20 protein-coding genes and 1 riboswitch are annotated in these 24,902 nt (G+C 38.2%); of the genes, 9 read left to right on the top strand and 11 right to left on the bottom strand.

Annotation, left to right across the window (positions count from 1 at the left end):
- Positions 1-26: 26 nt before the first annotated feature.
- From ACTH6U_RS09270 to mntP, 6 genes are all read left to right on the top strand, one after another.
- Positions 27-1,391: an L-serine ammonia-lyase gene (locus ACTH6U_RS09270; protein WP_294105922.1), complete on the top strand. Its 1,365-nt coding sequence runs from the start codon at positions 27-29 to the stop codon at positions 1,389-1,391.
- A gap of 752 nt (positions 1,392-2,143) precedes the next feature.
- Positions 2,144-3,106, top strand: a complete 963-nt coding sequence (gene manX, locus ACTH6U_RS09275; RefSeq protein WP_294105919.1) for a PTS mannose transporter subunit IIAB — start codon at positions 2,144-2,146, stop codon at positions 3,104-3,106.
- An 87-nt stretch (positions 3,107-3,193) separates the two neighbouring features.
- Positions 3,194-3,997 (top strand): PTS mannose/fructose/sorbose transporter subunit IIC, encoded by an 804-nt coding sequence (locus ACTH6U_RS09280; RefSeq protein WP_294105917.1) that lies wholly within the window; start codon positions 3,194-3,196, stop codon positions 3,995-3,997.
- A 10-nt stretch (positions 3,998-4,007) separates the two neighbouring features.
- On the top strand, positions 4,008-4,859 hold the full coding sequence (locus ACTH6U_RS09285; RefSeq protein ID WP_294105914.1) for a PTS mannose transporter subunit IID: 852 nt from the start codon (positions 4,008-4,010) through the stop codon (positions 4,857-4,859).
- 88 nt (positions 4,860-4,947) lie between these two features.
- On the top strand, positions 4,948-5,406 hold the full coding sequence (locus ACTH6U_RS09290; protein ID WP_294105911.1) for a DUF986 family protein: 459 nt from the start codon (positions 4,948-4,950) through the stop codon (positions 5,404-5,406).
- Positions 5,407-5,556: 150 nt separating this feature from the next.
- Positions 5,557-5,675: riboswitch (yybP-ykoY riboswitch) on the top strand.
- An 82-nt stretch (positions 5,676-5,757) separates the two neighbouring features.
- Positions 5,758-6,339: a manganese efflux pump MntP gene (gene mntP, locus ACTH6U_RS09295; protein WP_434719630.1), complete on the top strand. Its 582-nt coding sequence runs from the start codon at positions 5,758-5,760 to the stop codon at positions 6,337-6,339.
- A gap of 53 nt (positions 6,340-6,392) precedes the next feature.
- Here the strand turns inward: mntP and rlmA are convergent, their stop codons facing one another.
- On the bottom strand, positions 6,393-7,217 hold the full coding sequence (gene rlmA / locus ACTH6U_RS09300; protein WP_441832062.1) for a 23S rRNA (guanine(745)-N(1))-methyltransferase: 825 nt from the start codon (positions 7,215-7,217) through the stop codon (positions 6,393-6,395).
- A 110-nt stretch (positions 7,218-7,327) separates the two neighbouring features.
- Positions 7,328-7,528 carry an acid-shock protein gene (locus ACTH6U_RS09305; RefSeq protein ID WP_294105904.1) on the bottom strand — a complete coding sequence of 67 codons (201 nt, stop codon included), beginning with the start codon at positions 7,526-7,528 and terminating at the stop codon, positions 7,328-7,330.
- Positions 7,529-7,916: 388 nt separating this feature from the next.
- On the opposite strand from ACTH6U_RS09305, the gene ACTH6U_RS09310 reads away from it, so the two are divergent.
- Positions 7,917-8,387 carry a GNAT family N-acetyltransferase gene (locus ACTH6U_RS09310; protein WP_434719040.1) on the top strand — a complete coding sequence of 157 codons (471 nt, stop codon included), beginning with the start codon at positions 7,917-7,919 and terminating at the stop codon, positions 8,385-8,387.
- A 123-nt stretch (positions 8,388-8,510) separates the two neighbouring features.
- Here the strand turns inward: ACTH6U_RS09310 and ACTH6U_RS09315 are convergent, their stop codons facing one another.
- From ACTH6U_RS09315 to ACTH6U_RS09325, 3 genes are all read right to left on the bottom strand, one after another.
- Complete coding sequence (locus ACTH6U_RS09315) at positions 8,511-9,248, bottom strand: phosphatase (protein WP_294105902.1); 738 nt, start codon at positions 9,246-9,248, stop codon at positions 8,511-8,513.
- 220 nt (positions 9,249-9,468) lie between these two features.
- On the bottom strand, positions 9,469-10,692 hold the full coding sequence (alr, locus tag ACTH6U_RS09320; RefSeq protein WP_441832063.1) for an alanine racemase: 1,224 nt from the start codon (positions 10,690-10,692) through the stop codon (positions 9,469-9,471).
- Between the two features lie 252 nt (positions 10,693-10,944).
- Positions 10,945-12,381 (bottom strand): PTS transporter subunit EIIC, encoded by a 1,437-nt coding sequence (locus tag ACTH6U_RS09325; RefSeq protein WP_441832064.1) that lies wholly within the window; start codon positions 12,379-12,381, stop codon positions 10,945-10,947.
- 247 nt (positions 12,382-12,628) lie between these two features.
- On the opposite strand from ACTH6U_RS09325, the gene ACTH6U_RS09330 reads away from it, so the two are divergent.
- Entirely contained in the window at positions 12,629-13,837 is a 1,209-nt protein-coding gene (locus ACTH6U_RS09330) for an enolase C-terminal domain-like protein (protein ID WP_441832065.1), read from the top strand.
- A 19-nt stretch (positions 13,838-13,856) separates the two neighbouring features.
- Here ACTH6U_RS09330 and ACTH6U_RS09335 read toward each other — a convergent pair whose 3' ends face one another.
- The 3 genes from ACTH6U_RS09335 to guaB all read right to left on the bottom strand — a co-directional run bounded on the left by ACTH6U_RS09335 (position 13,857) and on the right by guaB (position 17,901).
- The gene (locus ACTH6U_RS09335; protein WP_294105891.1) at positions 13,857-14,570 is read right to left on the bottom strand and encodes a GntR family transcriptional regulator; all 714 of its coding nucleotides are present in this window, start codon (positions 14,568-14,570) and stop codon (positions 13,857-13,859) included.
- Positions 14,571-14,771: 201 nt separating this feature from the next.
- Positions 14,772-16,349, bottom strand: coding sequence for a glutamine-hydrolyzing GMP synthase (gene guaA, locus ACTH6U_RS09340; RefSeq protein ID WP_441832066.1), 1,578 nt, complete (start codon positions 16,347-16,349; stop codon positions 14,772-14,774).
- A gap of 85 nt (positions 16,350-16,434) precedes the next feature.
- Positions 16,435-17,901 carry an IMP dehydrogenase gene (gene guaB / locus ACTH6U_RS09345; RefSeq protein WP_294105884.1) on the bottom strand — a complete coding sequence of 489 codons (1,467 nt, stop codon included), beginning with the start codon at positions 17,899-17,901 and terminating at the stop codon, positions 16,435-16,437.
- A 171-nt stretch (positions 17,902-18,072) separates the two neighbouring features.
- Between guaB and xseA the strand changes: the two genes are divergently transcribed.
- A complete protein-coding gene (xseA, locus tag ACTH6U_RS09350) occupies positions 18,073-19,440 on the top strand; it encodes an exodeoxyribonuclease VII large subunit (protein ID WP_441832067.1) in 1,368 nt (455 codons plus the stop codon).
- Positions 19,441-19,502: 62 nt separating this feature from the next.
- On the opposite strand, the gene ACTH6U_RS09355 is transcribed toward xseA, so the two are convergent.
- The 3 genes from ACTH6U_RS09355 to ACTH6U_RS09365 all read right to left on the bottom strand — a co-directional run bounded on the left by ACTH6U_RS09355 (position 19,503) and on the right by ACTH6U_RS09365 (position 24,901).
- Positions 19,503-21,764 carry a TonB-dependent receptor domain-containing protein gene (locus ACTH6U_RS09355; RefSeq protein ID WP_441832068.1) on the bottom strand — a complete coding sequence of 754 codons (2,262 nt, stop codon included), beginning with the start codon at positions 21,762-21,764 and terminating at the stop codon, positions 19,503-19,505.
- 160 nt (positions 21,765-21,924) lie between these two features.
- Entirely contained in the window at positions 21,925-24,084 is a 2,160-nt protein-coding gene (locus tag ACTH6U_RS09360; protein WP_441832069.1) for a S9 family peptidase, read from the bottom strand.
- Between the two features lie 16 nt (positions 24,085-24,100).
- A complete protein-coding gene (locus ACTH6U_RS09365) occupies positions 24,101-24,901 on the bottom strand; it encodes an energy transducer TonB family protein (RefSeq protein WP_441832070.1) in 801 nt (266 codons plus the stop codon).
- Between the last annotated feature and the right edge of the window lies 1 nt (position 24,902).

The following is a 24,902-nucleotide window of genomic DNA, read 5'->3' on the forward strand; positions in this document are numbered from 1 at the left end:
TTCATCTTTTTTTTAAGGAGTCCTGCGTGATAAGCGTTTTCGACATGTTTAAAGTGGGCATAGGCCCTTCAAGCTCTCATACTGTTGGTCCAATGAAAGCTGGGAAAGAATTTGTCGATGATTTAGTAAGCAAAAAACTATTATCAGCCGTCACTCGCATCTCTGTTGATGTGTATGGCTCATTATCGCTTACTGGAAAAGGGCACCATACTGACATCGCAATTATTATGGGGCTAGCGGGTAATTTACCTGCCACTGTCGATATTGAATCTATCCCTGCCTTTATTGCTAATGTAGAAAATACTCAGAAACTGTTGCTGGCAAATGGCACACACTCTGTCGATTTTCCTCATGAAGGCGGTATGAATTTTCGCCAAGATAATCTTTCATTACATGAAAATGGCATGACTATTCATGCTTTTGCTGGCGATAAAGAAATTTACACCAAAACTTACTATTCTATCGGTGGTGGTTTTATCGTTGACGAAGAACATTTCGGTCAATCGACTACAGATAGCAAACCCGTATCTTATCCTTTTAAATCAGCGGAAGAGTTATTACTTAACTGCAAAAAATCAGGTTTATCGATTTCTAGCTTAATGATGAAAAATGAGCTGGATTTGCATGCTAAAGATGAGATATATGCCTATTTTGGCGATGTGTGGCACACCATGCAATCTTGTATCGAACGCGGTTTAAATACTGAAGGTATTTTACCTGGACCTCTAAGAGTTCCACGTCGTGCCCCTGCGCTTAACCGACTCGTTACATCGTCGAGCAATCTTTCAAATGATCCGATGAATGTGATCGACTTGATCAATATGTTCGCTTTAGCCGTTAACGAAGAAAACGCTGCTGGTGGTCGTGTTGTCACAGCCCCAACTAATGGTGCTTGTGGTATCGTTCCAGCAGTATTAGCTTATTATAATCACTGTATTGAGCCTGTTACCCCTGAATTATATCTACGCTATTTCCTTGCATCAGGGGCGATTGGTATTTTGTATAAAATGAATGCCTCTATCTCTGGCGCTGAAGTTGGCTGCCAAGGCGAAGTTGGTGTTGCATGCTCTATGGCAGCAGCAGGCTTGACAGAATTGTTTGGCGGTAGCCCAGAACAAGTCTGTATTGCCGCTGAAATTGGTATGGAGCATAATTTAGGATTAACTTGCGACCCAGTAGCTGGACAAGTTCAAGTTCCTTGTATCGAACGTAATGCCATTGCCTCTGTAAAAGCCGTCAACGCTTCGCGTATGGCATTGCGCAGAACCAGTGAGCCCCGCGTTTCACTCGATAAAGTTATTGAAACTATGTATGAAACAGGCAAAGACATGAATGCTAAATATCGTGAAACATCTCGCGGTGGTTTGGCAATCAAAGTTCAATGTGACTAAGTTTCTTAATGATTTTTGCTACTGGTATGATCAAAGCAACATTAACTTAAGCTAGACTTATTTTCCAATACATAAACCTTCTCAACTATTTTCATACAAGAAAAACATAGTTGAGGAGGTTTTTTATTCTAATCATTAAAAACTCTTTTTTAGATTCGATAAAAAAGAATTCTCAAATCATCTCGTCATTTAAAAATAGTTTAATTCACAAGCTATATTTATCAATTTCACGCATGTCATCGGTTGATTTTTAACCTTAAATACAACATTTTGATTAACTTGAAAATATTACTCAATATTATTTTATTCTAAAAACCGTAGTTTTAGTGCGTATAGATTATGTACGAAATCAGTTAATTTAGCTTAGTAAGTGTAAATTTTGGTTCTTTTATTCAATTTTTGACTAGTATTTGTTACCGATAACAGCGTAACAAACTAAAAACAACACAACTTTAGCGTTAAAATAATAACTATTTGCATATTTCAAATACAATATCATTAATTATTAAGTAATTTTAGGTATATTCTTATTTTTCTGACACGAAACAAGTTTTTAGGATAAAGCAAAATGATATGCTGTTGCCGATTTAGTTACTTATAATATATTTATATAATAATTAGCTGATAACATAGATCGTCATTATTCAGCTACTATTATGTAGCAGGGGAAATTGATAAAAAGGAGCCGCTTTTTTTAGCTTCAATTTTATCCACATATTTATTCCGTTTTTATCTGTTGAGAGGAAAAAATAGTGAGTATAGCTATTATGATTGGTACCCACGGAGTCGCTGCTGAGCAGTTACTTCGAACCACGGAAATGTTAATAGGCGAACAAGATAACGTTTCGTTTATTGATTTTGTCCCTGGTGAAAATGCTGACACCCTGTTCGATAAGTACAATCAGAAATTAACTGAATTAGATACCACCGCAGGGGTGTTATTTCTTGTTGATACATGGGGGGGAAGTCCGTTCAATGCCGCTAGCCGTATTGTCAATGAACATGAAAACTATGAGATTATCACTGGTGTAAATGTGCCCATGCTTGTGGAAACATTCATGTGTCGTGATGATAATCCATCGATGAGTGAACTAATCAATACTGCATTAGAAACAGGCCGTGGTGGCATTCGTCCATTCAAGTTTAAAGAAACTGAAGCGCCAGTCGTTTCTGCACCAGTTAAAGCACCTGTCGCACAACCGGTTATTGCAGGCCCGGGAGAGCATATGGTGATAGCATTAGCCCGTGTTGATGACCGTCTGATACATGGTCAAGTCGCGACACGTTGGACTAAAGAGACAGGCGTTAAGCGTATTATTGTCGTGAGTGATGAAGTTGCTAATGACCACGTCCGTTCCACATTACTAAAACAAGTCGCACCTCCTGGTGTTACTGCTCATGTTGTCGATGTTGCTAAATGTATTCGTGTTTATAACAATCCTAAATACTCAGGCGAACGTGTAATGCTACTGTTTACTAACCCAACTGATGTAAAACGGCTTGTCGAAGAAGGCGTTGATATTAAATCGGTTAATATTGGCGGCATGGCATATCACGAAGGTAAAACCATGGTGACAAATGCAGTTTCAATTAACCAAGAGGATATCGATGCATTTAATTATCTGAACGATAAAAATATTGAGCTAGAAGTCCGTAAAGTGTCTTCAGACAGTAAAGTTCGGATGATGGATTTGATTAATAAACTTAAAAAATAATACTTTTTTGGGCATCAATTTATATTGATTTTGCACCATTACTCAATAACAGATTTATAAACTTGTTTGGTTACAGGAGATTAAACAATGGAACTTACCGTTGTTCAAATAGTACTGGTCTTCGTCGTTGCTTGTATCGCAGGTATGGGTTCAATCCTCGATGAATTCCAGTTCCACCGCCCTCTTATTGCCTGTACGCTCATTGGTATCGTATTAGGTGATATGAAAACCGGTATCATCATTGGTGGTACGCTTGAAATGATAGCATTAGGTTGGATGAATATCGGCGCTGCGGTCGCACCTGACGCTGCTTTAGCATCGATTATTTCAACTATCCTTGTTATTGCTGGTGGACAAAGTATCGGTGCTGGTATTGCAATAGCAATCCCATTAGCTGCTGCTGGCCAAGTTCTGACGATTATTGTTCGTACCGTCACCGTTGCATTCCAACATGCCGCTGACCGGGCTGCGCTCAATGGTAACTTATCAGCAATTGGTTTCATCCATATTTCGGCGTTACTCCTTCAAGCAATGCGAATTGCAATCCCAGCGCTAATTGTTGCGGTTTCAGTGGGTACTTCTGAAGTTCAACAGATGTTAGATTCAATCCCTCAAGTTGTAACTGATGGTCTGAATATTGCTGGTGGTATGATTGTGGTTGTAGGTTATGCAATGGTTATCAATATGATGCGTGCAGGCTACCTAATGCCATTCTTCTACTTAGGCTTTGTCACCGCTGCGTTTACTGACTTTAACCTTGTTGCCCTTGGGGTAATTGGTACTGTAATGGCGATTCTTTATATCCAACTCAGTCCAAAATACAACAAGTCACAAGTTGTTGTGACACAAGGGAATAGCAGTAATAACAATCTTGACAATGAATTAGACTAGGAGAAACACAATGGTAGATATCACAAAACCGGCAGCGAAAAAGCTGACACAAAGCGATATTCGAGGTGTATTCTTACGTTCTAACCTATTACAAGGTTCTTGGAACTTCGAGCGTATGCAAGCACTCGGTTTTTGCTACTCAATGGTTCCTGTTATTCGTCGCCTTTACCCTGAAAATAACGACGATCGTAAGCAAGCAATCAAACGTCATCTCGAGTTCTTTAATACACATCCGTATGTCGCAGCCCCTATCCTCGGCGTCACGATGGCGATGGAAGAACAACGTGCCAATGGTGCGGATATTGATGATGGTGCTATCAATGGTATCAAAGTCGGTCTCATGGGCCCATTAGCTGGTGTCGGTGACCCTATTTTCTGGGGAACTGTTCGCCCAGTATTTGCAGCCTTAGGCGCAGGTATTGCGATGACTGGTAGCTTACTTGGTCCAGTTCTGTTCTTTGTCCTGTTCAACTTAATCCGCTTATTAACTCTCTATTATGGCGTTTCATATGGCTATAAAAAAGGGATTGATATTGTTCAAGATATTGGTGGTGGCTTCCTACAAAAACTCACAGAAGGAGCGTCAATACTCGGCCTGTTTGTTATGGGGGCGCTCGTTAACAAATGGACACACGTTAATATTCCGCTCGAAGTTTCACGGATTAAAAACCCAACCACTGGCGTGGAAAATATTACCACCGTTCAGATGATCCTTGACCAATTGATGCCAGGCTTAGTGCCGTTGTTGCTCACATTTGCATGTATGTGGCTTCTACGCCGCAAAGTCAATGCATTGTGGATAATCATTGGTTTCTTCGGTCTAGGTATTCTCGGTGCTTGGCTAAACTTTTTAGCACCGTAATTATCTGTAATTATTTAAATGGGAGGTTGCAGCCTCCCTTTTTTAATTTTAAGCTCTATAGTATGTTTACTTAGCCAAAGGCACTCCAATGACCTTAAATGATTCAATCCTCGCTATTATCATTTTGATCATGCTTGTGTATGCAATTTATGATGAGTTCATCCAGCCATTACTCAAAGGGAAGACCCTCCTAAAAATTAATCTAAAACGAAAACATCGGGTTGATGCCATCATTTTTATTGTATTAATTTGCATCGTTATTTATACAAATATTATCCGCCACGGTAGTTTATTAACCACTTACTTATTAATGATTACTATTTTAATGTCGATTTACTTAGCATTTATAAGAAGACCTAAGTTATTTTTTAAACAAACAGGCTTTTATTTTGCTAATACTTTTATTTTATACGATAGAATTAAAACAATGAATTTATCCGAAGATGGAATATTAATAATCGGATTAGAGCAAAAGAAAATCCACATACAAGCAATGCATCTAGATGATTTTCAAAGAATTTATGATTTTTTCATTAATCATAAATAATTCAAATATATATTCTTAAGAAAACTAAGGTTAATTAAATATTTAATTAGCCTTAATTTTCTTAATATCGCAAATGAAAATTATTCTCAATACGATTTAATAGTCAACAACGAAAAGTGTTGCCTTTATAATAAATTATGGTATCTTTCATCCCACGTCATTGGGGAGTAGCCTGTTCTGGAAATATATTCTTTCCAGAAAGTCCGTATCAACATGCTCGTTTGATTTTAAACGTGGTGCGGACACCATAATTACTATAATTATAGGTTGGCAAGACCATAGACACATGAATAAGCCTTTTGGTTGGGGGTAATTTATGTGTATATGGAAACACCCAACCGAGGTTATGTTATGAGCTTCTACGCCACCCTCATTTTAGCGCTTGCGCTATCGATGGATGCCTTTGCTGTTGCTATTTGTAAAGGTTCCGTGCTACACAAACCCCATTTTAAAGAAATAATACGAACTGGTTTTATCTTCGGCTTAATTGAAGCGATCACACCAATTATCGGCTGGGGAATTGGTATTTTAGCAAGCCAATATGTTATTCGTTGGGATCACTGGATTGCCTTTAGCCTATTATTTGTTTTAGGTGCCAGAATGATCTGGCAGAGCTATAAAAAGAAAGATGATGAATGTTGCACTAAACCCTCAAGTAATAGCTCTTCAAGTCTTATATTATCGGCCATTGCCACCAGCCTTGACGCGATGGCAATAGGTTTAGGTTTAGCATTTTTACAAGTTGATATTGTCCACACTGCGATGACAATTGGTTTAATGACCATGATTATGGCAACAATTGGGATGATGATTGGCCGTTACGTTGGTCCGATACTTGGGAAAAAAGCTGAGATCATTGGCGGTTTAGTATTAATCGGTATTGGCTTTAATATATTATTTGAACATTTAGAATTGTTCATGTACGGAGCATAGTTCTAATTCAATTGTATCCCTCCCATTATGAGAGGGATACAACATAAATACCTTTACTCACCCTGATATTGATAAACCCGAATAAGAAAATCTGCTGTATATAAGCTCTCTTTAGATTGTTTTAATGTTTGCTTAACCTCTTCAGAAGCCCGCCATGCAAAAGGCGTCATCGCTAACAATTCATACGCTTCCCCACCCGATAAATTCATTTTATAGTTTAAACGACACTCATCGAGTAAATTAAAATTAGGTAAATCTTCGTTTTTCTCTGGGTGCAATTTCACTTCATCATAGATTAATGCTTTTAATTCTTGCAGATGTTCTGCTGCTGGCGTTACTGTGATTAATATTCCGAACGGAATGAGTACTCGGCTTAATTCTTCGGCTTTACATGGTGCGTAAATACGCACGATGGCACCGATACTCGACTCTGGAAAGGGTAATCGGTGGCTAGAAGCGACACAAAAATTAACTAATTTATAACGTTTGGCCGCAAAACGGATTGCGACTTTAGAGACATCTAGACCAAATACGGTAGCCTGACTAAACTGCGTTAATAATGACTGTAAAAAATAATCAGTGTAGTAGCCTTCTCCACAACCAATATCAAGCACTGACTGATTGTGCTCCGGCAAATAACCTGCTAATTTTTCAGCGACTTTATCACGCATTAATTGATAATGTCCCGCATCTAAAAATTGCCGACGAGACAGCATCATCTGAGCGCTATCCCCAGGATCTTTCGAACCTTTATGTTGTACCGGAAGTAAATTAACATAACCTTCTTTAGCCCGATCAAACTGATGGTTTGCTTCACAACGGTAGTTATTATTAATTAATTGAAGGGATTTAAAACAAAGGGGACATTGATAATTCATATAGTTACACTGATTTATAAATAATTCGCAGTATACCATAGATCATAATAAGCAGCGCCATAGGAATTATTCGCCCATGGCACCGATACAGGATGATAACCTAAATAAAATTAAATCGCTGTTTTAGCAACCTTTGCGCTCTTTCCTTTACTTTCTTTTTTCTCTACTTTCGCCTTCATAGTATGTGCTTTAGCGGTTTGATGTGCAGTTGCAACAGGAGAAGCAGGCTCAGTTTTTACAGTTGTATTTGCAAATGAAGCACTAGAAACAGCTAAAGACAATACGGTTGCGATTGCTAATAACTTTTTCATTTTAAGTACCTTAAGATTTTAGAAGCAAGGATGTTCTTGCCACACTAATTAACCATAATTCATGAACGCTCCACAATAGGACAAGATTAAAGTTTATTAAACATTTTATAGGTTATTTAGAGTGAACTATATTTTCATTTTGTTGATTATTTATTTACTTTAGAAAAGTCAAAAAAATACAACAAATATTATTAATATCAATGAATTAACAAATAAAAAATTAGCTATGAATTTTTTCATTTTAAAACATCGATTAACAGCAATTAATTTGATATCTCTTTAAATCTATTTTTAATTAGTTATTCGTATATTTCATTACTACTTTATTTTTTTCACTATATTGTTAGTATCTAATTAGAAAACTAAATAAAATTTAATAGGAAATAAATTGCATACTCGATTAGCGATACCTCAAGAGGCCGAACGTCTCTGGATTATTCGAAACCAAGCAATCAGAGCAGGCTGCCAGACAAGTTTGACTCGTGAAATTATTGATGCTTGGACACCTAATACAATGCCCGAAAGTTACCGAACTATGGTTAAAAACAATCCATTTTTTGTTGTCGATAATAAAAACGGCGAAGCAATTTCTACAGGCTTTTTAAATTTAACTGAAAATAGCGTTGATGCCATATTCACACTACCTGAATATAGTGGACAAGGTGCCGCAGGATTGATCCTTAATGCCATTAAAACTGAAGCGATACAACGAGGAATAAAACAATTAACCCTAGATTCTACATTAAATGCAGAAAAATTTTATCAACGACACGGCTTTATCTCTGTTCGCTATGATAGTTATTTTTCAGCATTAGTTCAGGCTAACCTACCTTGTATTCATATGTCTATTGAACTTTAATGTCGAACTCGATAAAAATCACATTGAAGTAAATAAAAAAGCCGCTCAGCAGAAATGAACGGCTAATTGCACAGAACAATGTGACTATCTAATAAATATGAACAATCATCCGAATCTAGTAACTTAAAAATCAGCAAATTCAGGAATATGTTTACGTCCATGAGATTCAAGAAAATCTAATACTCGGCGCGGCGACACATTTAATATTTGTGATTGGGGAAAATCAATAGAATCAAGCATTTCAACGACTCGATCAAAACGACCTAAATAGCCTGCATGGTGTGAATCAGAGCCTAATGCGACCCAGCCACCCGTTTCTTTAACTGCTTTAGCAATTTCTAGGCAATTTTTCTGGCTACCTGCTCTTGAATGCAGGAATGATGAATTATTCATCTCTAATGCAACATTACATTCTTTAGCGGCTTGCGCGACTGCTTTAATATCAATTGGATATTTAGGATTCCCAGGATGCGTAATAATTTGTACTTTTCCACTGCGAATAGTGGCAATCATTGCCTCAGTATTCTCAGCTAAACTTTTAGGCTCTAATACAGGCTCATGAAATCCAGCTAATATAATATCAAGGTGACGCTCAATTTTTTCATTACAATCAGTTTCGCCCAGCTTATTTTTTATATTGGCTTCAATACCATATAACAATCCGACACCGCCCATAATCCGTGGCAAAATTGGCATATTACCAAAATGCCATTCATGGGGAGCATCTTGCATTTCTGGTCCATGATCAGTAATTGCAAATAATTTCACACCGCGGCTGGCCGCTTCTGCAAAATACTCATTAACGGTACTATAAGCATGAGTACTTGCAATGGTATGTGCATGTAAATCAACTTGATACATAAATAATATCCTTCTAATTCTACTATTTAGCGTCTAACCCTTCCTGATAATGAAAGGATTCAACACGCTAACACATCGGCTCATAGGATTCGATAGCTATTCGTATAAACAGCACATAATCAACATATTATAGAATAATATATAATTTCTTATCTCATATTTGCTATTAAAAACCCGCCAATAAGGCGGGTTTAAAAAACAATTTAATCATGAAATATCATTAATCCACCAGCACTCGCGGATTAGTTGCTCCCCAAAGGATCGACATTTCAGTAAATAGCGCACCACTAATATCTTCAACTTCTTCGGCAGTTATTTCAGCTTTACCTTGTTTACCAAAAAACACCACTTCATCACCTGGTTTAACTTGTTTTAAATCCGTGATATCAACCATAACGGTATTCATTGATGTTTTTCCTAATACAGGTACTTTTTGCCCATTAATCAGTACATGTCCTGCATTACTAAATACGCGTCGGTAACCATCAGCATAACCAACAGGGATATTCGCTAATACTGAGTCACGTTTTAACGTATAGGTTCTGTCATAACCTACCGTATTCCCTTTTGGATAATGATTCACAGCTGCAATATTCGACTTGAACGTCATCACACGTTTATAGTCATTTGTCGCCACCGTATCACCATAAAAAATACCGCCAACACGCACCATATCAAGCCATGATTCAGGGACAGTAATTGTGGCGTAAGTATTTGCGACATGCAAAATAACATCCTCACGTTTTAATCCCGTTACCGCTAAAACTTGTTTAGATTGCTGATTAAATTTAGCTAAATCTTTTCTAATCTGCGTTTCATCTTCTTCTGGATAATGAGACATTATTCCAACAATCTTTAGTTGAGGTAACTCAGAAATTAGTTTTGCATCATTTAACCCTTGTGCGTTGCTAACTTCTAACCCATTACGTGACATACCCGCTGAATTAAGCGCTAAATGAATAGGGATTATTTTATTTTGCTTCAGTGCAATCGCATTGAGACGCTGCGCCATATCCAAGTTACCAATTAACTCTTCAACATCATAAATGCTAGCTTGTGCCATTTCTTGTTCAGTGGCATTACGTACCCGCATCAAGCGCCCTTTAAATCCTAATGCTCTGACTTGTTCAAATTCTTGGTTATTCGTTAAACCAATACATTGCACGTTATTTTCAATCATAACAGGTGCAACAAGAGATAAATCATGACCATAGGCATCTCCTTTCAATACTGCGCACATTGAAGATTTATTGCCTAACAAGGCCTGAACCTTTTTGACGTTGTAATCCAGCGCACTACGGGAAATTTCTATCCACGCGTTATTTACAATGACAGGCTGCACCTGTGCATTTGCCGTTGTAGTAATATTGGTATTCGCGGGTTGTTGGCACGCTGTCACCACCAGTAGTGGTAATAATGCTAAATATTTCAGACGAAATGACACTTATTTATCCTTAGCCATAAATGATAACTTTCCCCAATCGATTATTTTTTAATTTTGGAGAGTTAATATATACATAGCATGCATATAGGCTTCGAATAATAACAAGATGAATGATTTGGACAAGTGATAATTGAATTTTTTTTGAATAAATACGTAAAATTGACGCATAAAAAACCAAATATTATTTTGATATGATTCAAATAGGCTTACCCAGTTTTACCTCAGTAAGCCCCTATCTTCCTATCACTTAAACTATTTATTATCTACTCGGACGAACATGGTTGTTAATATAAAAGACAGCGCAAATACACCACAGACTCCAAGGACTGCTTGAATAAAGTTCTGAGTCCCACCAGCAAGATAGGCAGGTAAACTAAAGACGGACGAAAGAATGTAGCTAGTTAAATGAGTATCAAGAGTCACCGAAATTGCTCCGAATATCCCCGTCGCTAAACTCGCCATGAATAGTGCTTTAGTATATTTAGTCAATACACCGAATAATGCGGGTTCTGTAATCCCTAATATTGCGGTGATACCAGAGCCTAAGGTAATTGACGATTGCTCTTTTGAGGCAATTTTACGCTGTTTGTACCACACTGCCATCGTCGCGCCAGCAATCGCTAAATTGCCTAAGCACATGATAGGCATCAGTAAATCTTTCCCATATAGTGCAAAGTTATTTAAGCTGATAGGCGTCATACTGTGATGAATACCAAATACAATGGTAATTGGGCGAGTTAACCCGAATACAAAACCAGTTAAAGTCGGTGATACATCAAGTAGAGAGCTCACTACCCAACCTGCGCCGTTGCTAAGCCACATACCCGCGGGTGCAACAACAGATAACACAACTGTAGATGTTACAGTAAAAGCTAATAACGGCGTGAATACAGGCTTGGCCGATGCAGGAACTAATTTATCAACTAATGGTGTAATTTTTGAAAGCACCCAAACGGCTAAAATAGCAGGAACAATCGCACCACCATAATTCAATAATTCAATTGGTACAAAACCGAATACAGATAGTTCAGGGGAACTACCCGCAGCAGAAAGCTGCCCCGCTTTTTCAACTAATTTCGGAGCCATCATTGCTGCTGCAACGGCTAATGCAATATATTCATTCACTTTAAAGACTTTAGCCGCAGAGAATGAAACTAACATAGGTAAGAAGAAAAATACGGCAACAGAAATAGATCTAAAGAAAAATACAGTGTCTGATGTCTCAGAAATAACCTTGGTTGCAATCAGTCCCGATAACAGCCCCATTAACATACCAGATCCTGCTATCGCAGGAACTACGGGGCCAAAAATCCCAGCAACAACTTGCATGGCATTTTGAAATAATTGCCCTTTCTTTTGTACGCCCTTATGTTCTATTTTTTCATCTGTAGCTGAACTGACATCAGTCAGTGCATTAAACCATTTTTCAACTTCAACACCAATAACCACCTGGATTTGCCCTTGAGCAATCACAACACCTTTTACACCTTGAATGCTTTCTAGCCTTTCTTTATTTATCAGTGATTCATCGATTAATTTAAAACGCAAACGCGTCATACAATGGGTAATATTTTCAATATTTGCGTTACCGCCTAATGTCGCGATAAGTTGCTCTAATGTTGCCTTAAAAGCATCTTTATTTACTGCTGATGTTTCTTTAATTGGCTTATTGGTACCTGGCAATGACATTATATTGTCCTATTTATTTATTATCATTTGCTCATATTATCCATTAGCGATAATTATCCAATCAGTAGATATGTGATTTTCATCACATTAAGCCCTACGAAATAATAAAATTAGATTATTTTTATCAATTGGTACGTTTTTATTGCCTAATCCTATACCGTATCGAACCAGTTAATTTTAAATTAAATTTGCCTCTTGAAATCTATATTTATTCGCTGTTACATAAGCAGATTCAGTTAGCCAGAGGATGTTAAAAGTGAACATAAATATAATTTCAGATATTAAATGCATAATTACTAAACCAGATAGACATAATCTCATCACAGTGATCGTTGAAACTGATTCTGGACTAACTGGATTTGGTTGTGCAACCTTTCAACAGAGACCCCTCGCCGTAAAAACAATAGTAGATGAATATTTAAAACCATTATTAATCGGTAAAAATGCAAATAATATTGAAGACCTCTGGCAAATGATGATGGTTAATTCTTATTGGCGTAACGGTCCTGTCATCAATAATGCAATTTCAGGTGTTGATATGGCACTTTGGGATATAAAAGCAAAATTAGCCAATATGCCTTTACATCAGTTATGGGGGGGTAAATCGAGAGATGCTATTCAAGTATATACTCACGCAACCAGTGATACGATGGAAGGATTATATCAGCAAGTCGATAAATACCTCGCTCAAGGTTATAAACATATTCGCTGCCAACTTGGGTTTTATGGTGGTATACCGACTGATATGCACACCCCAGAAACATCAACAGCTGGTTCATATTTTGATCAGGACCAATACATAGACAATACCCTAGAGATGTTCAAGAATTTACGGGCTAAATATGGAAAATCATTTCATATTTTACACGATGTGCATGAACGATTATTTCCAAATCAGGCCATACAATTTGCCAAAAATGTTGAGCAATATAGCCCTTATTTTATTGAAGATATCCTGCCACCAAACCAAACCGAATGGCTAGATAATATTCGTAGTCAATCGAGTGTATCCCTAGCCTTAGGTGAATTATTTAATAATCCAGAAGAGTGGAAAGCACTTATTATTAACCGTAGAGTCGATTTTATTCGTTGCCATGTTTCGCAAATTGGCGGTATCACTCCAGCCTTAAAGCTCGCTCATTTGTGTGCAACGTTTGGTGTTCGCGTTGCTTGGCATTGTCCACCGGATATGACGCCTATTGGCGCAGCAGTGAATACTCATCTAAACGTACACTTGCATAATGCCGCTATTCAAGAGCATGTGACTTATAAACCGAACACATTACGCGTATTTCCTAATGCTGTAGAACCAAAAAATGGTTATCTCTACGCGACTGAACTAAATGGGATAGGTGTTGAAATGGATGTGAATGCAGCGAAGGATTTTCCTGTTGAATATCGCCCTCATGAATGGACCCAAAGCCGCCTTCCTGACGGAACAATCCACACACCATAATTATGCAATGGCCACATAATTAGTGGCCATTTTTATCTCTGTAGTTAAGACTTTCTGTATTAAATTGAGTGTAATAAGTACATTGATAATTGATATCGATAATATCGCTCACAACAAAAACCTCACCTGTTTTCAGAAAACCTCTATTGGTGATATTCATTGCGGCACTAGAACGCTTACAGTCAAGTAATACGGCATCTTCCTTTGATAAATTAATTGCTCGATAGCTTGTTAAATAACTATCAATTTCTAATCCCAATGAAAGAACATGTTTTTGCAACGAACTTTCAATGACTTCATTCGAAATATGGGTAAATATTTTAACGGGTAGCTTAGTCTCTTCAATTTGTGTCACTTTACCTTGAATTAAACGTAACCGTTTTATATGCCAAAGATATTCATCATTATTAATTGAGAATACTTGTATTTCATGGGGAGTCGGTAAACGTTTATTGAGTTTGATTTTTTTATAGGATATCTCCCCAAATTTATTTTCAGTCACCGAGTTATAAATAAGCGGTTTATTAATAATTGCCGTATTAACAAAATAACCAGAACCTAATTTTGATTTTATAACGCCAATTGCTTCAAGTTTGGCTAATGCTTTTCTAACTGAAAACCGTGAAATTTCATATTTTTCGGCTAACTCTCGTTCAGGTAATAGCTTTACCGTAATAATACCTTGGCAAATTTTACTAATGATATCTTGAACAAGTTCTTCGTATTTCTTCATCGCGAATTTGCCTATTTATGCATGACAACATGATTAATCGTATTCTACACTATCAGCTATATGACTCATGAATAATACCTTACATTTCCCTATAGATTAATAAAGGTGTCATAAACATATTTAGCACCAATAAAAAAGCCCATTTTTACATGGGCTTATACTATCTCTTGCTATCAGTGCCAGTGAGTTCTTATTGGAGGATTATTCCCACTCAATTGTCGCAGGTGGCTTGCCACTAATATCATAGACTACCCTTGAAATACCTGTAACCTCATTGATGATGCGGTTAGAGACACGACCAAGGAAATCATAAGGTAAATGCGCCCAATGAGCGGTCATGAAATCAACAGTTTCTACTGCACGCAATGAAACAACCCAATCATATTTACGGCCATCACCCATTACACCGACAGAACGAACTGGTAAGAATACAGTGAAAGCTTGGCTAACTTTATTATACAAATCAGCTTTGTGCAGCTCTTCAATAAAGATAGCATCTGCGCGACGGAGTAAATCACAATACTCTTTCTTCACTTCACCTAATACTCGAACACCAAGACCTGGGCCTGGGAACGGATGGCGATATAACATGTCATATGGCAGACCTAATTCAAGACCAATTTTACGCACTTCGTCTTTGAACAGCTCTTTTAATGGTTCAACCAGACCCAGTTTCATGTCATCTGGTAATCCGCCAACATTATGGTGTGATTTAATAACATGCGCTTTACCTGTTGCTGATGCAGCAGATTCAATAACATCAGGGTAAATAGTCCCCTGTGCTAACCATTTTATTTGCGGTAATTTTGATGATTCTTCATCGAAAACTTCAATAAAAACATGACCGATTTTTTTACGTTTAGCTTCAGGATCGCTAATACCTTTTAGTGCATTAAGAAAACGATCTTCTGCTTTCGCATGAATAATGTTTAGGTCAAATTTACCTTCAAACATTTCCATCACTTGATCTGCTTCATTTAGGCGCAATAAACCGTTATCAACGAATACACAGGTCAAACGCTTGCCAATGGCGCGGTTCAATAACAATGCTGTTACCGAAGAATCGACACCACCTGACAGTGCCAGCAATACATGGTCATCACCAATTTGTGCTTTTAAACGCTCAACTGTATCTTCGATGATTGCAGCTGATGTCCATAAAGCCTGACATTGGCAAATATCTAAAACAAAACGTTTTAAAATATTCAAACCTTGATGGGTATGCGTCACTTCTGGGTGGAATTGAACACCATAGAATTTTTTCGCCTCGTTTGCCATAATGGCATACGGGCAACTTGGGGTGCTGGCGATAGTTTTAAAATCAGCAGGAATTGCAGTAACTTTATCACCGTGGCTCATCCAGACATCTAAAACTGGCGTGCCATTGGCATTTAATGAATCTTGAATATCACGGAATAGTTCGCATTGTTCAGTTACTTCAACATTTGCATAACCAAATTCACGCTCTCCAGAAACTTCAACCGCGCCACCTAATTGCATCGACATAGTTTGCATGCCATAGCAAATACCTAATACTGGAACGCCAGCATTGAAAACATAGTCGGGTGCACGAGGACTATCAGTTTCTGTTGTGCTTTCTGGTCCACCAGAAAGAATAATACCGTTTGGATTAAATTCGCGAATTTGTTCTTCTGTAACGTCCCACGCCCAGAGTTCACAATAAACGCCAATTTCACGGATACGACGGGCAATTAGCTGAGTGTATTGCGAACCGAAATCAAGAATAAGAATGCGATGTTTATGGATATTAGTTGTCATTTGAGGCGAATTCCAAAAATTCAAGTCAAAAAATAAAAATTGGTGGCTCTATCTGGTATGTAAAGCCACCCTGTAACGTTATCTGTTATTGCCCCAAACGATAGTTCGGAGATTCTTTTGTAATCGTCACATCATGAACGTGGCTTTCTTGAATACCTGCGCCACTGATGCGAACAAATTCTGCTTTAGTTCTCAATAGCTCAATGGTACCACATCCAGTCAGACCCATACAGGAACGTAAACCACCCATTTGCTGATGGATGATTTCTTTTAAACGGCCTTTATAAGCAACGCGCCCTTCAATACCTTCAGGTACCAATTTATCGGCAGCATTATCAGACTGGAAGTAACGGTCTGAAGAACCTTTAGACATTGCACCGAGTGAGCCCATTCCACGATAAGATTTATAAGTACGACCTTGGAATAAAATGGTTTCACCTGGAGATTCTTCTGTGCCTGCAAACATGGAGCCCACCATGACACAAGAAGCACCTGCGGCGATTGCTTTAGAAATATCACCCGAGAAGCGAATACCACCATCCGCAATGACAGCAATACCGGTACCCGCTAATGCTTCTGCCGCTTCGGCAATTGCTGTAATTTGCGGAACACCCACACCAGTTACGATACGAGTGGTACAAATTGAACCTGGGCCAATACCAACCTTAACAGCGCTAACACCTGCATCAGCAAGGGCTTTCGCACCTTCTGCTGTCGCAACGTTACCGCCTATAATTTGTAATTCCGGGTATTTTTGGCGTGTTTCACGAATACGCTGTAATACACCTTCTGAATGACCATGAGATGAGTCAATCAACAAAACATCAACGCCAGCAGCGACCAGTGCGTCTACACGCTCTTCGTTGCCAGCGCCTGCCCCAACGGCAGCCCCAACACGCAAACGGCCTTGCTCGTCTTTACATGCGTTTGGTTTACGCTCTGCTTTTTGGAAATCTTTAACAGTGATCATTCCTAACAAATGGAAGCTGTCATCGATGACGAGTGCTTTCTCAACACGTTTTTCATGCATTTTTTGTAATACAACTTCGCGTGCTTCGCCTTCCTTGACCGTAACTAATTTTTCTTTAGGTGTCATTACCGCAGTAACGGGTTGATCAAGATCGGTCACGAAACGCACATCACGGCCAGTAATAATCCCCACTAATGCATTATCAGTAGAAACAACCGGATAACCTGCGAATCCGTTACGCTTAGCCATTTCTTGAATTTCACGAATTGTTGTATCTGGGGTGACCGTGACAGGATCAGTCACCACTCCACTTTCATGTTTTTTCACACGGCGAACTTCTTCCGCTTGACGCTCAATGGTCATATTTTTATGGATAAAACCAATACCACCTTCTTGAGCAAGTGCGATAGCGAGCTCATATTCAGTGACAGTATCCATTGCAGCTGAAAGCATAGGGATGTTGAGGCGGATTGTTGCAGTGAGTTGGGTGGACAGATCGGCTGTATTAGGTAATACAGTAGAGTGTGCAGGAACGAGTAAAACATCGTCGAAAGTTAGTGCTTCTTTTTTAATGCGTAACATAGGCAATATCCCACCAGGCAGCGTTATGGAAAGGTATAAAATATTGCCGCGGAATTATACACACCGTAATCGATTGCTTCCAGCCTTTTTTTGAAAAAAAACTTGCTAACGTCAATAGCTACGTTAGTATCTACTCATTAAGTCATTGTTTTAAAATTTGATCTGGCTCACATGTCGACACAACAAAATAACGCAATTTATTCTGTCAGCAAGCTCAATCAGTCTGTTCGCGAGCTGTTAGACAGCCAAATGGGCAGAATTTGGCTCACCGCTGAAATTTCTAATTTTTCACAACCAAGCTCCGGTCATTGGTATTTGACGTTAAAAGATGACCGAGCACAGGTTCGTGCGGCAATGTTTCGCGGTCAAAATACCCGAGTCAGCTTTCGTCCGCAAAATGGGCAGCAAGTGCTTGTCCGCGCCACAGTAACGCTGTATGAGCCACGTGGTGACTATCAACTCATCATTGAAAGTATGCAACCTGCAGGTGAAGGATTATTACAACAGCGCTTTGAGTTGCTCAAACAAACATTGAATACACAAGGCCTGTTTGATATTGCTCATAAAAAACCGTTACCTACACCTGCAAAATGTGTTGGAGTCGTAACGTCGGCGACAGGTGCGGCGCTACATGATATTTTACATATACTGCGTCGTCGTGACCCTTCTTTACCCGTCATTATTTATCCAACTCCCGTTCAAGGTGAATTGGCTCCTGCACTTATTGCTCGCGCAATAGAAATTGCTAATTTACGTAATGAGTGTGATGTGCTGATCGTCGGTCGTGGAGGTGGTTCTTTAGAAGATCTTTGGGCATTTAATGAAGAAATCGTCGCTAGAGCTATTTTTTCAAGTAAACTACCTGTTATTAGTGCTGTTGGTCATGAAACTGATGTGACAATAGCAGATTATATTGCTGACGTAAGAGCACCAACCCCGTCTGCCGCGGCCGAGTTAGTGAGCCGAAATCAAACTGAAATGTTACGCCAAATCCAGTCTCAGCAACAGCATCTTCAAATGGCAATGGATTATTACCTGGCAAGCCAGCAGCAACGATTTTCTCGCTTGCAGCATCGATTACAGCAACAACACCCACAATTACGTCTTGCAAGACAACATCATCAACTTAATTTACTTGAGCAAAAATTAACTCAGTTGATGACTCGCCAATTACAAAAATCCACCTTTCAATTTGAGAAATATGAACGTCGTTTATTGCAGACTGATATGCGTCCACAACTGCAAAAACAGCAACGACAACTTCAACAAACTCAATATCATCTACAAAATATGATGTCCGGACTTGTAAATAGTTATCGTCAACGTTTTGCAGTGGCATGTTCAAAAATGGAAGCAGTAAGCCCTTTAGCTACGCTTGCTCGTGGATTTAGTATTAGTGAAACAGCGAAAGGCGCTGTATTGAAAAAAACTAATCAAGTTAAATTAGGTCAACAACTAAGAACACGCCTTAATGATGGTTGGGTTGAAAGCGAAATCACCAACATTCAAAAGTTAAAAGTAAAAAAAATAACCAAATGAACATTTCCACCACTTATCCAATGAAATTTATGCAGATAAGTGGTGGTTAATTTATTTATTGCTTAAAAACGCACCTGCCCACCAAGCATGTAAGTTCGTCCTCTTGCAGTGGCATTATTTTTGCCTCTCTCTTCCATAATAGCCGTCGAGTTTGCGCGATTTAATGCATCAGAATAATTTTCATTGGTAATATTGTTAACCGTGAACATCAATTTGATGTTTTTATTCATTTCATAATCTGTATATAAGTCAATTACTGTGGGTTGCTTCTCATATTTATCTTTTAAAGCATCACCATTATTATCTACGATAGACTCCACACCAATACGTTTCGATGGACCCGTCCATGTGATCATAGTCCCTAATTTTAATTTTTCGTCTAACAGCCTAACACCCGTATCTAGTGTAAGATAATAATCAGGTAATTCTGTAAAATCACCCGCACTGAAATCAGCCATCCGCGCTATTGAGTTCGGTTGATCGCCAGTTTCCTTTGTATACGAAACTGTAGAATAAAAAACACCTGCATCATAGTTGGCTTGTAATTCATAGCCGCGTAAATTGACATCACGAGGGTCATTAGTATAAATATAACTTTTTTGTATAATGTCAGGTCCTTCTTTATCCCAAACATCATCATTCATTAAGCACCATTCAAATTCGGCATCATTCCTTGGGCGACATAATAAGTAAGGTTTACTGGTAATATAATCTTTAATTTTTGTATGGAACCAAAGTGCTTTTAAATTAAATTGATCGCCTTCAACCACTAAATCTGGTCTAAAGCTATTAAACCCAATTTGCCATGTTTGTGCCTTTTCTCCTTTTAAAAACGGATTCATTGATTGCCCACCATTTTGCGAATAAAAAACTTCTTGCGAATTTGGTGCACGCATTGAATGTGCGTAGCTGACAAAAGGTTGAAATTCAGGGATCACTTCTGCGGATAATAATAACCCTGGGTTAAATCCACCTTCTCGTAGATTTAAGTTTGCTTCTTCTTGCGGGAAACATTTTTCCGTTTCATTACAAGCAGGTTTATAGCCATTTAAACGATAATGGGTGTAATTTAAATCAAATGTCGCCGTATAAATATCATATTTAGCCTCAAGTTGTGTATAAGCACTTATTAAGTCTTGCGTTCCACTTGGTGAGAATGGATTATAAATCAACGTATCTTGATCGATAACCGAGCTAACTTCTTTCTGATATTTAGTTTTCATCAGTTTTGAACCTGCTAACCATTGGTAATCTACAGCGCCATAAGAAAAACGGCTGGTATTAAACATATTAATGCCATCTGCCGTATTTTCTGATTTACCTTCCCTCAATGCCCAACCTAATGAGTCACCTTCAAATTGTTGTTTACTTTTTCCATGATTCGCTAATAACTCGAAATCAATAAGTTCATTTAAAGGTGTATATTTGTATTTAAGGTAATAATCTTCACTATCAATTTTTCGACGTGTTAATTTATTTTGAAAAAAGCGCCCGCTAAATTCTAATTCATGGCTATCATTTGGTTTAAATTTTAATTTAGTGAGTTGTGATTGAGGCTTTTGCTTATAGGTTGAGTCAGTAGCAAAATCCTCACTATTATAACCAGATCCATTTTTATAGCTGCCAGGAATATTGTGCCCACTGACGGCAATTAACCCACCGATATAGCCATCCTCTGAGTTTAATTCCGATTTCCCTGCAACAGCGACCATACCATTATAACCAAGACCGTTATCTCCCCAGCTCGCTTTACTACGTAACCCATATAAATTATGGTCAAGTAATACATCATCAATACCAATTGTTCTAAAATTTGCACTTCCAGCTAATGCATTAATACTATTGCTACCATTTAATTGCCCTTTTTCAACTTCAACTTTCACAATAAAGTTGGGGTCAATTAATGCACCAAATTCATTATTTGGTTGTTGCCCGTGGGTATAATTACTTGGGGAAATACCGTAATAACTTTGCGTTACCCCATCGACCATCATATTGACACGGCCAAAACCACTAAGCCCACGAATATTAACACTCACAGCACCTTGGCTGGCATCCATCTGCGTATAGGTGCCGGGCATGGTGCGGATAATTTTATCCATTGACTGCAATTTATTTTCAGTTCCCACAGCACTAAAGGCGCCGGGTTTTTCTAATGCTTTGACTAATGCCGTTTGTTTCTGCGCCCCAGAAACCTTCAATCGACTAAATTTCACCACTTTATCGTCTGTCTTAGTTGGTTGCTGTGTATTTTGAGCAAAAGAAAAGCTAGGGTATCCAGTTATGATTAAACTGATCCCCATATATATTATTTTATTATTCATCAAACCATTCCTGTAAACACATGAATTACTTATGTGCTCACATGCCACAGCGGAAAATTTGCTACCGCTAATAAGAGAACGGCAGTAAATTATAATTTATTCACTATAACTTGCTACCGTTACCCTTCACTATCTTAGCTCTTGGCTAATTATTATTTAATTACTTTAAACGAGGAAAATAAACCTCTTTATTTTCTAACATCAAGATAAAACTATAATCCAAAGCGGTATCATCTAACGCGTTAAATCTCCCTGATTTTCCGCCATGTCCCGCATTCATATTTGTCTCTAATAACAATATTGAATTACCTTGTTTCATATCGCGTAATTTTGCCACCCATTTAGCAGGTTCCCAATATTGTACTTGAGAGTCATGCAACCCAGTAGTAATGAGTAAATGAGGGTATTGTTGTGCCTTAATATTATCGTAAGGGCTATAAGATTTTATGCGCCAATATGCATCTTCATTTTCAGGATTACCCCACTCGTCATATTCACCAGTAGTCAGTGGAATTGAAGGATCAAGCATTGTCGTCACCACATCAACAAATGGAACGGCGGCAACAACACCTTCATACAGTTCAGGGGCCATATTAACAACCGCTCCCATCAACAAGCCTCCCGCACTACCACCCATTGCATAAATATGCCCTACTTGACCGTAACCTTGATTTATTAACGCTTTTGTTGCGTCGATGAAATCAGTAAATGAATTCATCTTATTGATTGTTTTACCTTGTAAATACCAGTTTTTACCCAAGTCACCGCCACCGCGAATATGGGCAATAGCGTATACAAAACCGCGATCGAGTAATGATAAACGAGAAGAACTAAATGATGGGTCGAGGCCATAGCCATAAGCGCCATAACCATATACTAACAACGGATTTTTGCCTTCCTTGAACATGTCTTTACGATAGACCAATGAAACAGGAACTTTTACGCCATCCGTCGCCGTTATCCATAAACGCTCACTTTGATAATTGGCTTTATCAAAATTAGGTACTTCTTCTTGTTTTAATAACTGTTTTTCTTGCGTCTGCATATCTATTTCATAGATAGAAGAAGGTGTAGTCATTGAAGAATAGCCATAACGCAGCTTATTCGTATTTGGCTCAGGGTTACTTGAGACCCATGCCATATAGGCAGGATCATCAAAACTGACATAATTTTCAGCTTTTGTTTGCCAATTGATTTGGCGAATATTGACTAAGCCGTTAGCACGCTCTTCCAATACAAGCCATTGATTAAAGAGTTCAAAACCTTCTAAATCAACATCATCACGAGGCGCAATTAACGTCATCCATGCATCAGAATTATTTTCACTCGTGTAGAGCCCAAATAATGGGTTTTCATGGTTAGAACGAATATAAAATTTATTATCAAAATGATCAGGGTAATATTCAACACCGGTTTGGCGAGCTTTGAATACTTTGGCTTCCTGTGTAGGATTATTTGCATCAATCAATCGATATTCGGACGTTTCAGTGCTCGTGATACCAATTAAAATATAATCTTTAGAAGTCGATTTAGATAAACTCACATAATAAGTATCATCTTTTTCTTCATATAACAGCTTATCTTGTGCTTGTTTTGTCCCAAATTGATGCGAGAAAACTTGGTATGGCAGCAAAGTTTGTTTGTCTTTATTTACATAAAATAACGTGCTGTTATCGTTAGCCCAAACAATATTGCCCGACGTATTTGTTAATGTTGCTTCTTGCCATTGTTTATCACCAACTTTACGGAAAGAAACAGCAAATTCATTGCGACCTTGTTTATCTTCTGCAATTGCTATCATCGTATTATCAGGAGAGATGGCTAATGCGCCCATTCGATAATATTCTAGGCCATCTGCCCGTTGATTGCCGTCGACAAGCAAAGTCCATTCACCTTTGCTATCAATCGGGCGTCTTTCATAAATTGAATAGTTTTTTCCAGCTTCAACCCGCGTTCTGTAAGTATAACCATTATAATCATACGGAACTGATTCATCATCTTGCTTCATACGAGAAAGCAATTCGTCATAAATTTGTTTTCTTAGCGACTCGCCAAGTTTAAGCTCTTGTTTAGTATAGTTATTTTCTTCGGTTAGATAATCGATTATCTCTGGTGATTTTCGTTCGTCATCTCTTAACCAATAATAATCATCTACACGTACATCGTTGTGCATTGTCATTGTATAAGGTTGTTTTTTTGCCTTAGGTGCTGACATGTAATCCTCCGCAAGGCTATTCCCTGCATATAATCCAAAGAGTGTAATAATACAAAATTTAGTGACCCCAAGAGATGCTAACAATAAATGTAATCGTTTGAACATTTTTTTTCCTAACTAATTAATCATTATTTATCGTAAAATCAATTGCCATTTCTACTATCACACGTCCATTTATCAACATGTCAGCAGGTGGTTGGGGTAATGGTTCAGCTCTTGAAAGCACATTTTGCGCTTCTCTGTCCAAGGATTGAGTTCCTGATTTTGCCGCTAATGAGCTCGCTAAAACATAACCTTGCGCATCAACTTCAAACTTAACAACAGGACTACCCATTCGATTTCGTTTTTGAGCATCTGCGGGGTAGCGCTTAAATTTATTAAGCTGCCCGAGCACCAAAGCTTCCCAACGCCTTTTCTCATCCAGTTGTGACTGAGATTGGCTATTTATCTGCGCGGCTATGCGTTCAAATTTTTTTAACGCAGCAGCGTCACTCGTAACTGGTGCATCACTCGCTTTTGAATGATCACTTTCAATTTTTTTAATTTTTGGAACCTTATTTTCCTTTTGCTCTTTTTTAGGCTCAGGTAGTGACTTTTTCTTGTCTGTTTTCGTCACTAAAATTTCAGCTTGTTCATTGATGAGCACCGAAGGAATTTCCATCTCTTCTGTTTTTGATTCTTGTGCTTCACTTGCCACTGATAATTCTTGAGTTTGACCTATATTTAATTCAGTTAATTGCTCAGCTTGCGCATCAATAGAAAGCTCCATGATCACCGAAGGTGGTGGCAATAGCTGTTCTCGTTGTTCTTCATACATGTTATGAATAAACAAGCTAATAATTACAATATGTAAAACAACAGCTAAAACGGCTGAACCTGCCATTTTAAATGTTTGTCCTTGCCCTAAAGTCATTGTATTCATT

Source organism: Providencia sp. (assembly GCF_052096715.1).
Taxonomy (GTDB): domain Bacteria; phylum Pseudomonadota; class Gammaproteobacteria; order Enterobacterales; family Enterobacteriaceae; genus Providencia.

Bases quoted from the DNA above. Each gene is read 5' to 3' on its own strand.
- ACTH6U_RS09280 (WP_294105917.1), top strand. From the start codon at position 3,194: ATGGAACTTACCGTTGTTCAAATAGTACTGGTCTTCGTCGTTGCTTGT.
- ACTH6U_RS09285 (WP_294105914.1), top strand. From the start codon at position 4,008: ATGGTAGATATCACAAAACCGGCAGCGAAAAAGCTGACACAAAGCGAT.
- ACTH6U_RS09290 (WP_294105911.1), top strand. From the start codon at position 4,948: ATGACCTTAAATGATTCAATCCTCGCTATTATCATTTTGATCATGCTT.
- mntP (WP_434719630.1), top strand. From the start codon at position 5,758: ATGAGCTTCTACGCCACCCTCATTTTAGCGCTTGCGCTATCGATGGAT.
- rlmA (WP_441832062.1), bottom strand. From the start codon at position 7,217: ATGAATTATCAATGTCCCCTTTGTTTTAAATCCCTTCAATTAATTAAT.
- ACTH6U_RS09305 (WP_294105904.1), bottom strand. From the start codon at position 7,528: ATGAAAAAGTTATTAGCAATCGCAACCGTATTGTCTTTAGCTGTTTCT.
- ACTH6U_RS09315 (WP_294105902.1), bottom strand. From the start codon at position 9,248: ATGTATCAAGTTGATTTACATGCACATACCATTGCAAGTACTCATGCT.
- ACTH6U_RS09325 (WP_441832064.1), bottom strand. From the start codon at position 12,381: ATGTCATTGCCAGGTACCAATAAGCCAATTAAAGAAACATCAGCAGTA.
- ACTH6U_RS09330 (WP_441832065.1), top strand. From the start codon at position 12,629: ATGTTAAAAGTGAACATAAATATAATTTCAGATATTAAATGCATAATT.
- ACTH6U_RS09335 (WP_294105891.1), bottom strand. From the start codon at position 14,570: ATGAAGAAATACGAAGAACTTGTTCAAGATATCATTAGTAAAATTTGC.
- guaA (WP_441832066.1), bottom strand. From the start codon at position 16,349: ATGACAACTAATATCCATAAACATCGCATTCTTATTCTTGATTTCGGT.
- guaB (WP_294105884.1), bottom strand. From the start codon at position 17,901: ATGTTACGCATTAAAAAAGAAGCACTAACTTTCGACGATGTTTTACTC.
- xseA (WP_441832067.1), top strand. From the start codon at position 18,073: ATGTCGACACAACAAAATAACGCAATTTATTCTGTCAGCAAGCTCAAT.
- ACTH6U_RS09355 (WP_441832068.1), bottom strand. From the start codon at position 21,764: ATGAATAATAAAATAATATATATGGGGATCAGTTTAATCATAACTGGA.
- ACTH6U_RS09360 (WP_441832069.1), bottom strand. From the start codon at position 24,084: ATGTTCAAACGATTACATTTATTGTTAGCATCTCTTGGGGTCACTAAA.
- ACTH6U_RS09365 (WP_441832070.1), bottom strand. From the start codon at position 24,901: ATGAATACAATGACTTTAGGGCAAGGACAAACATTTAAAATGGCAGGT.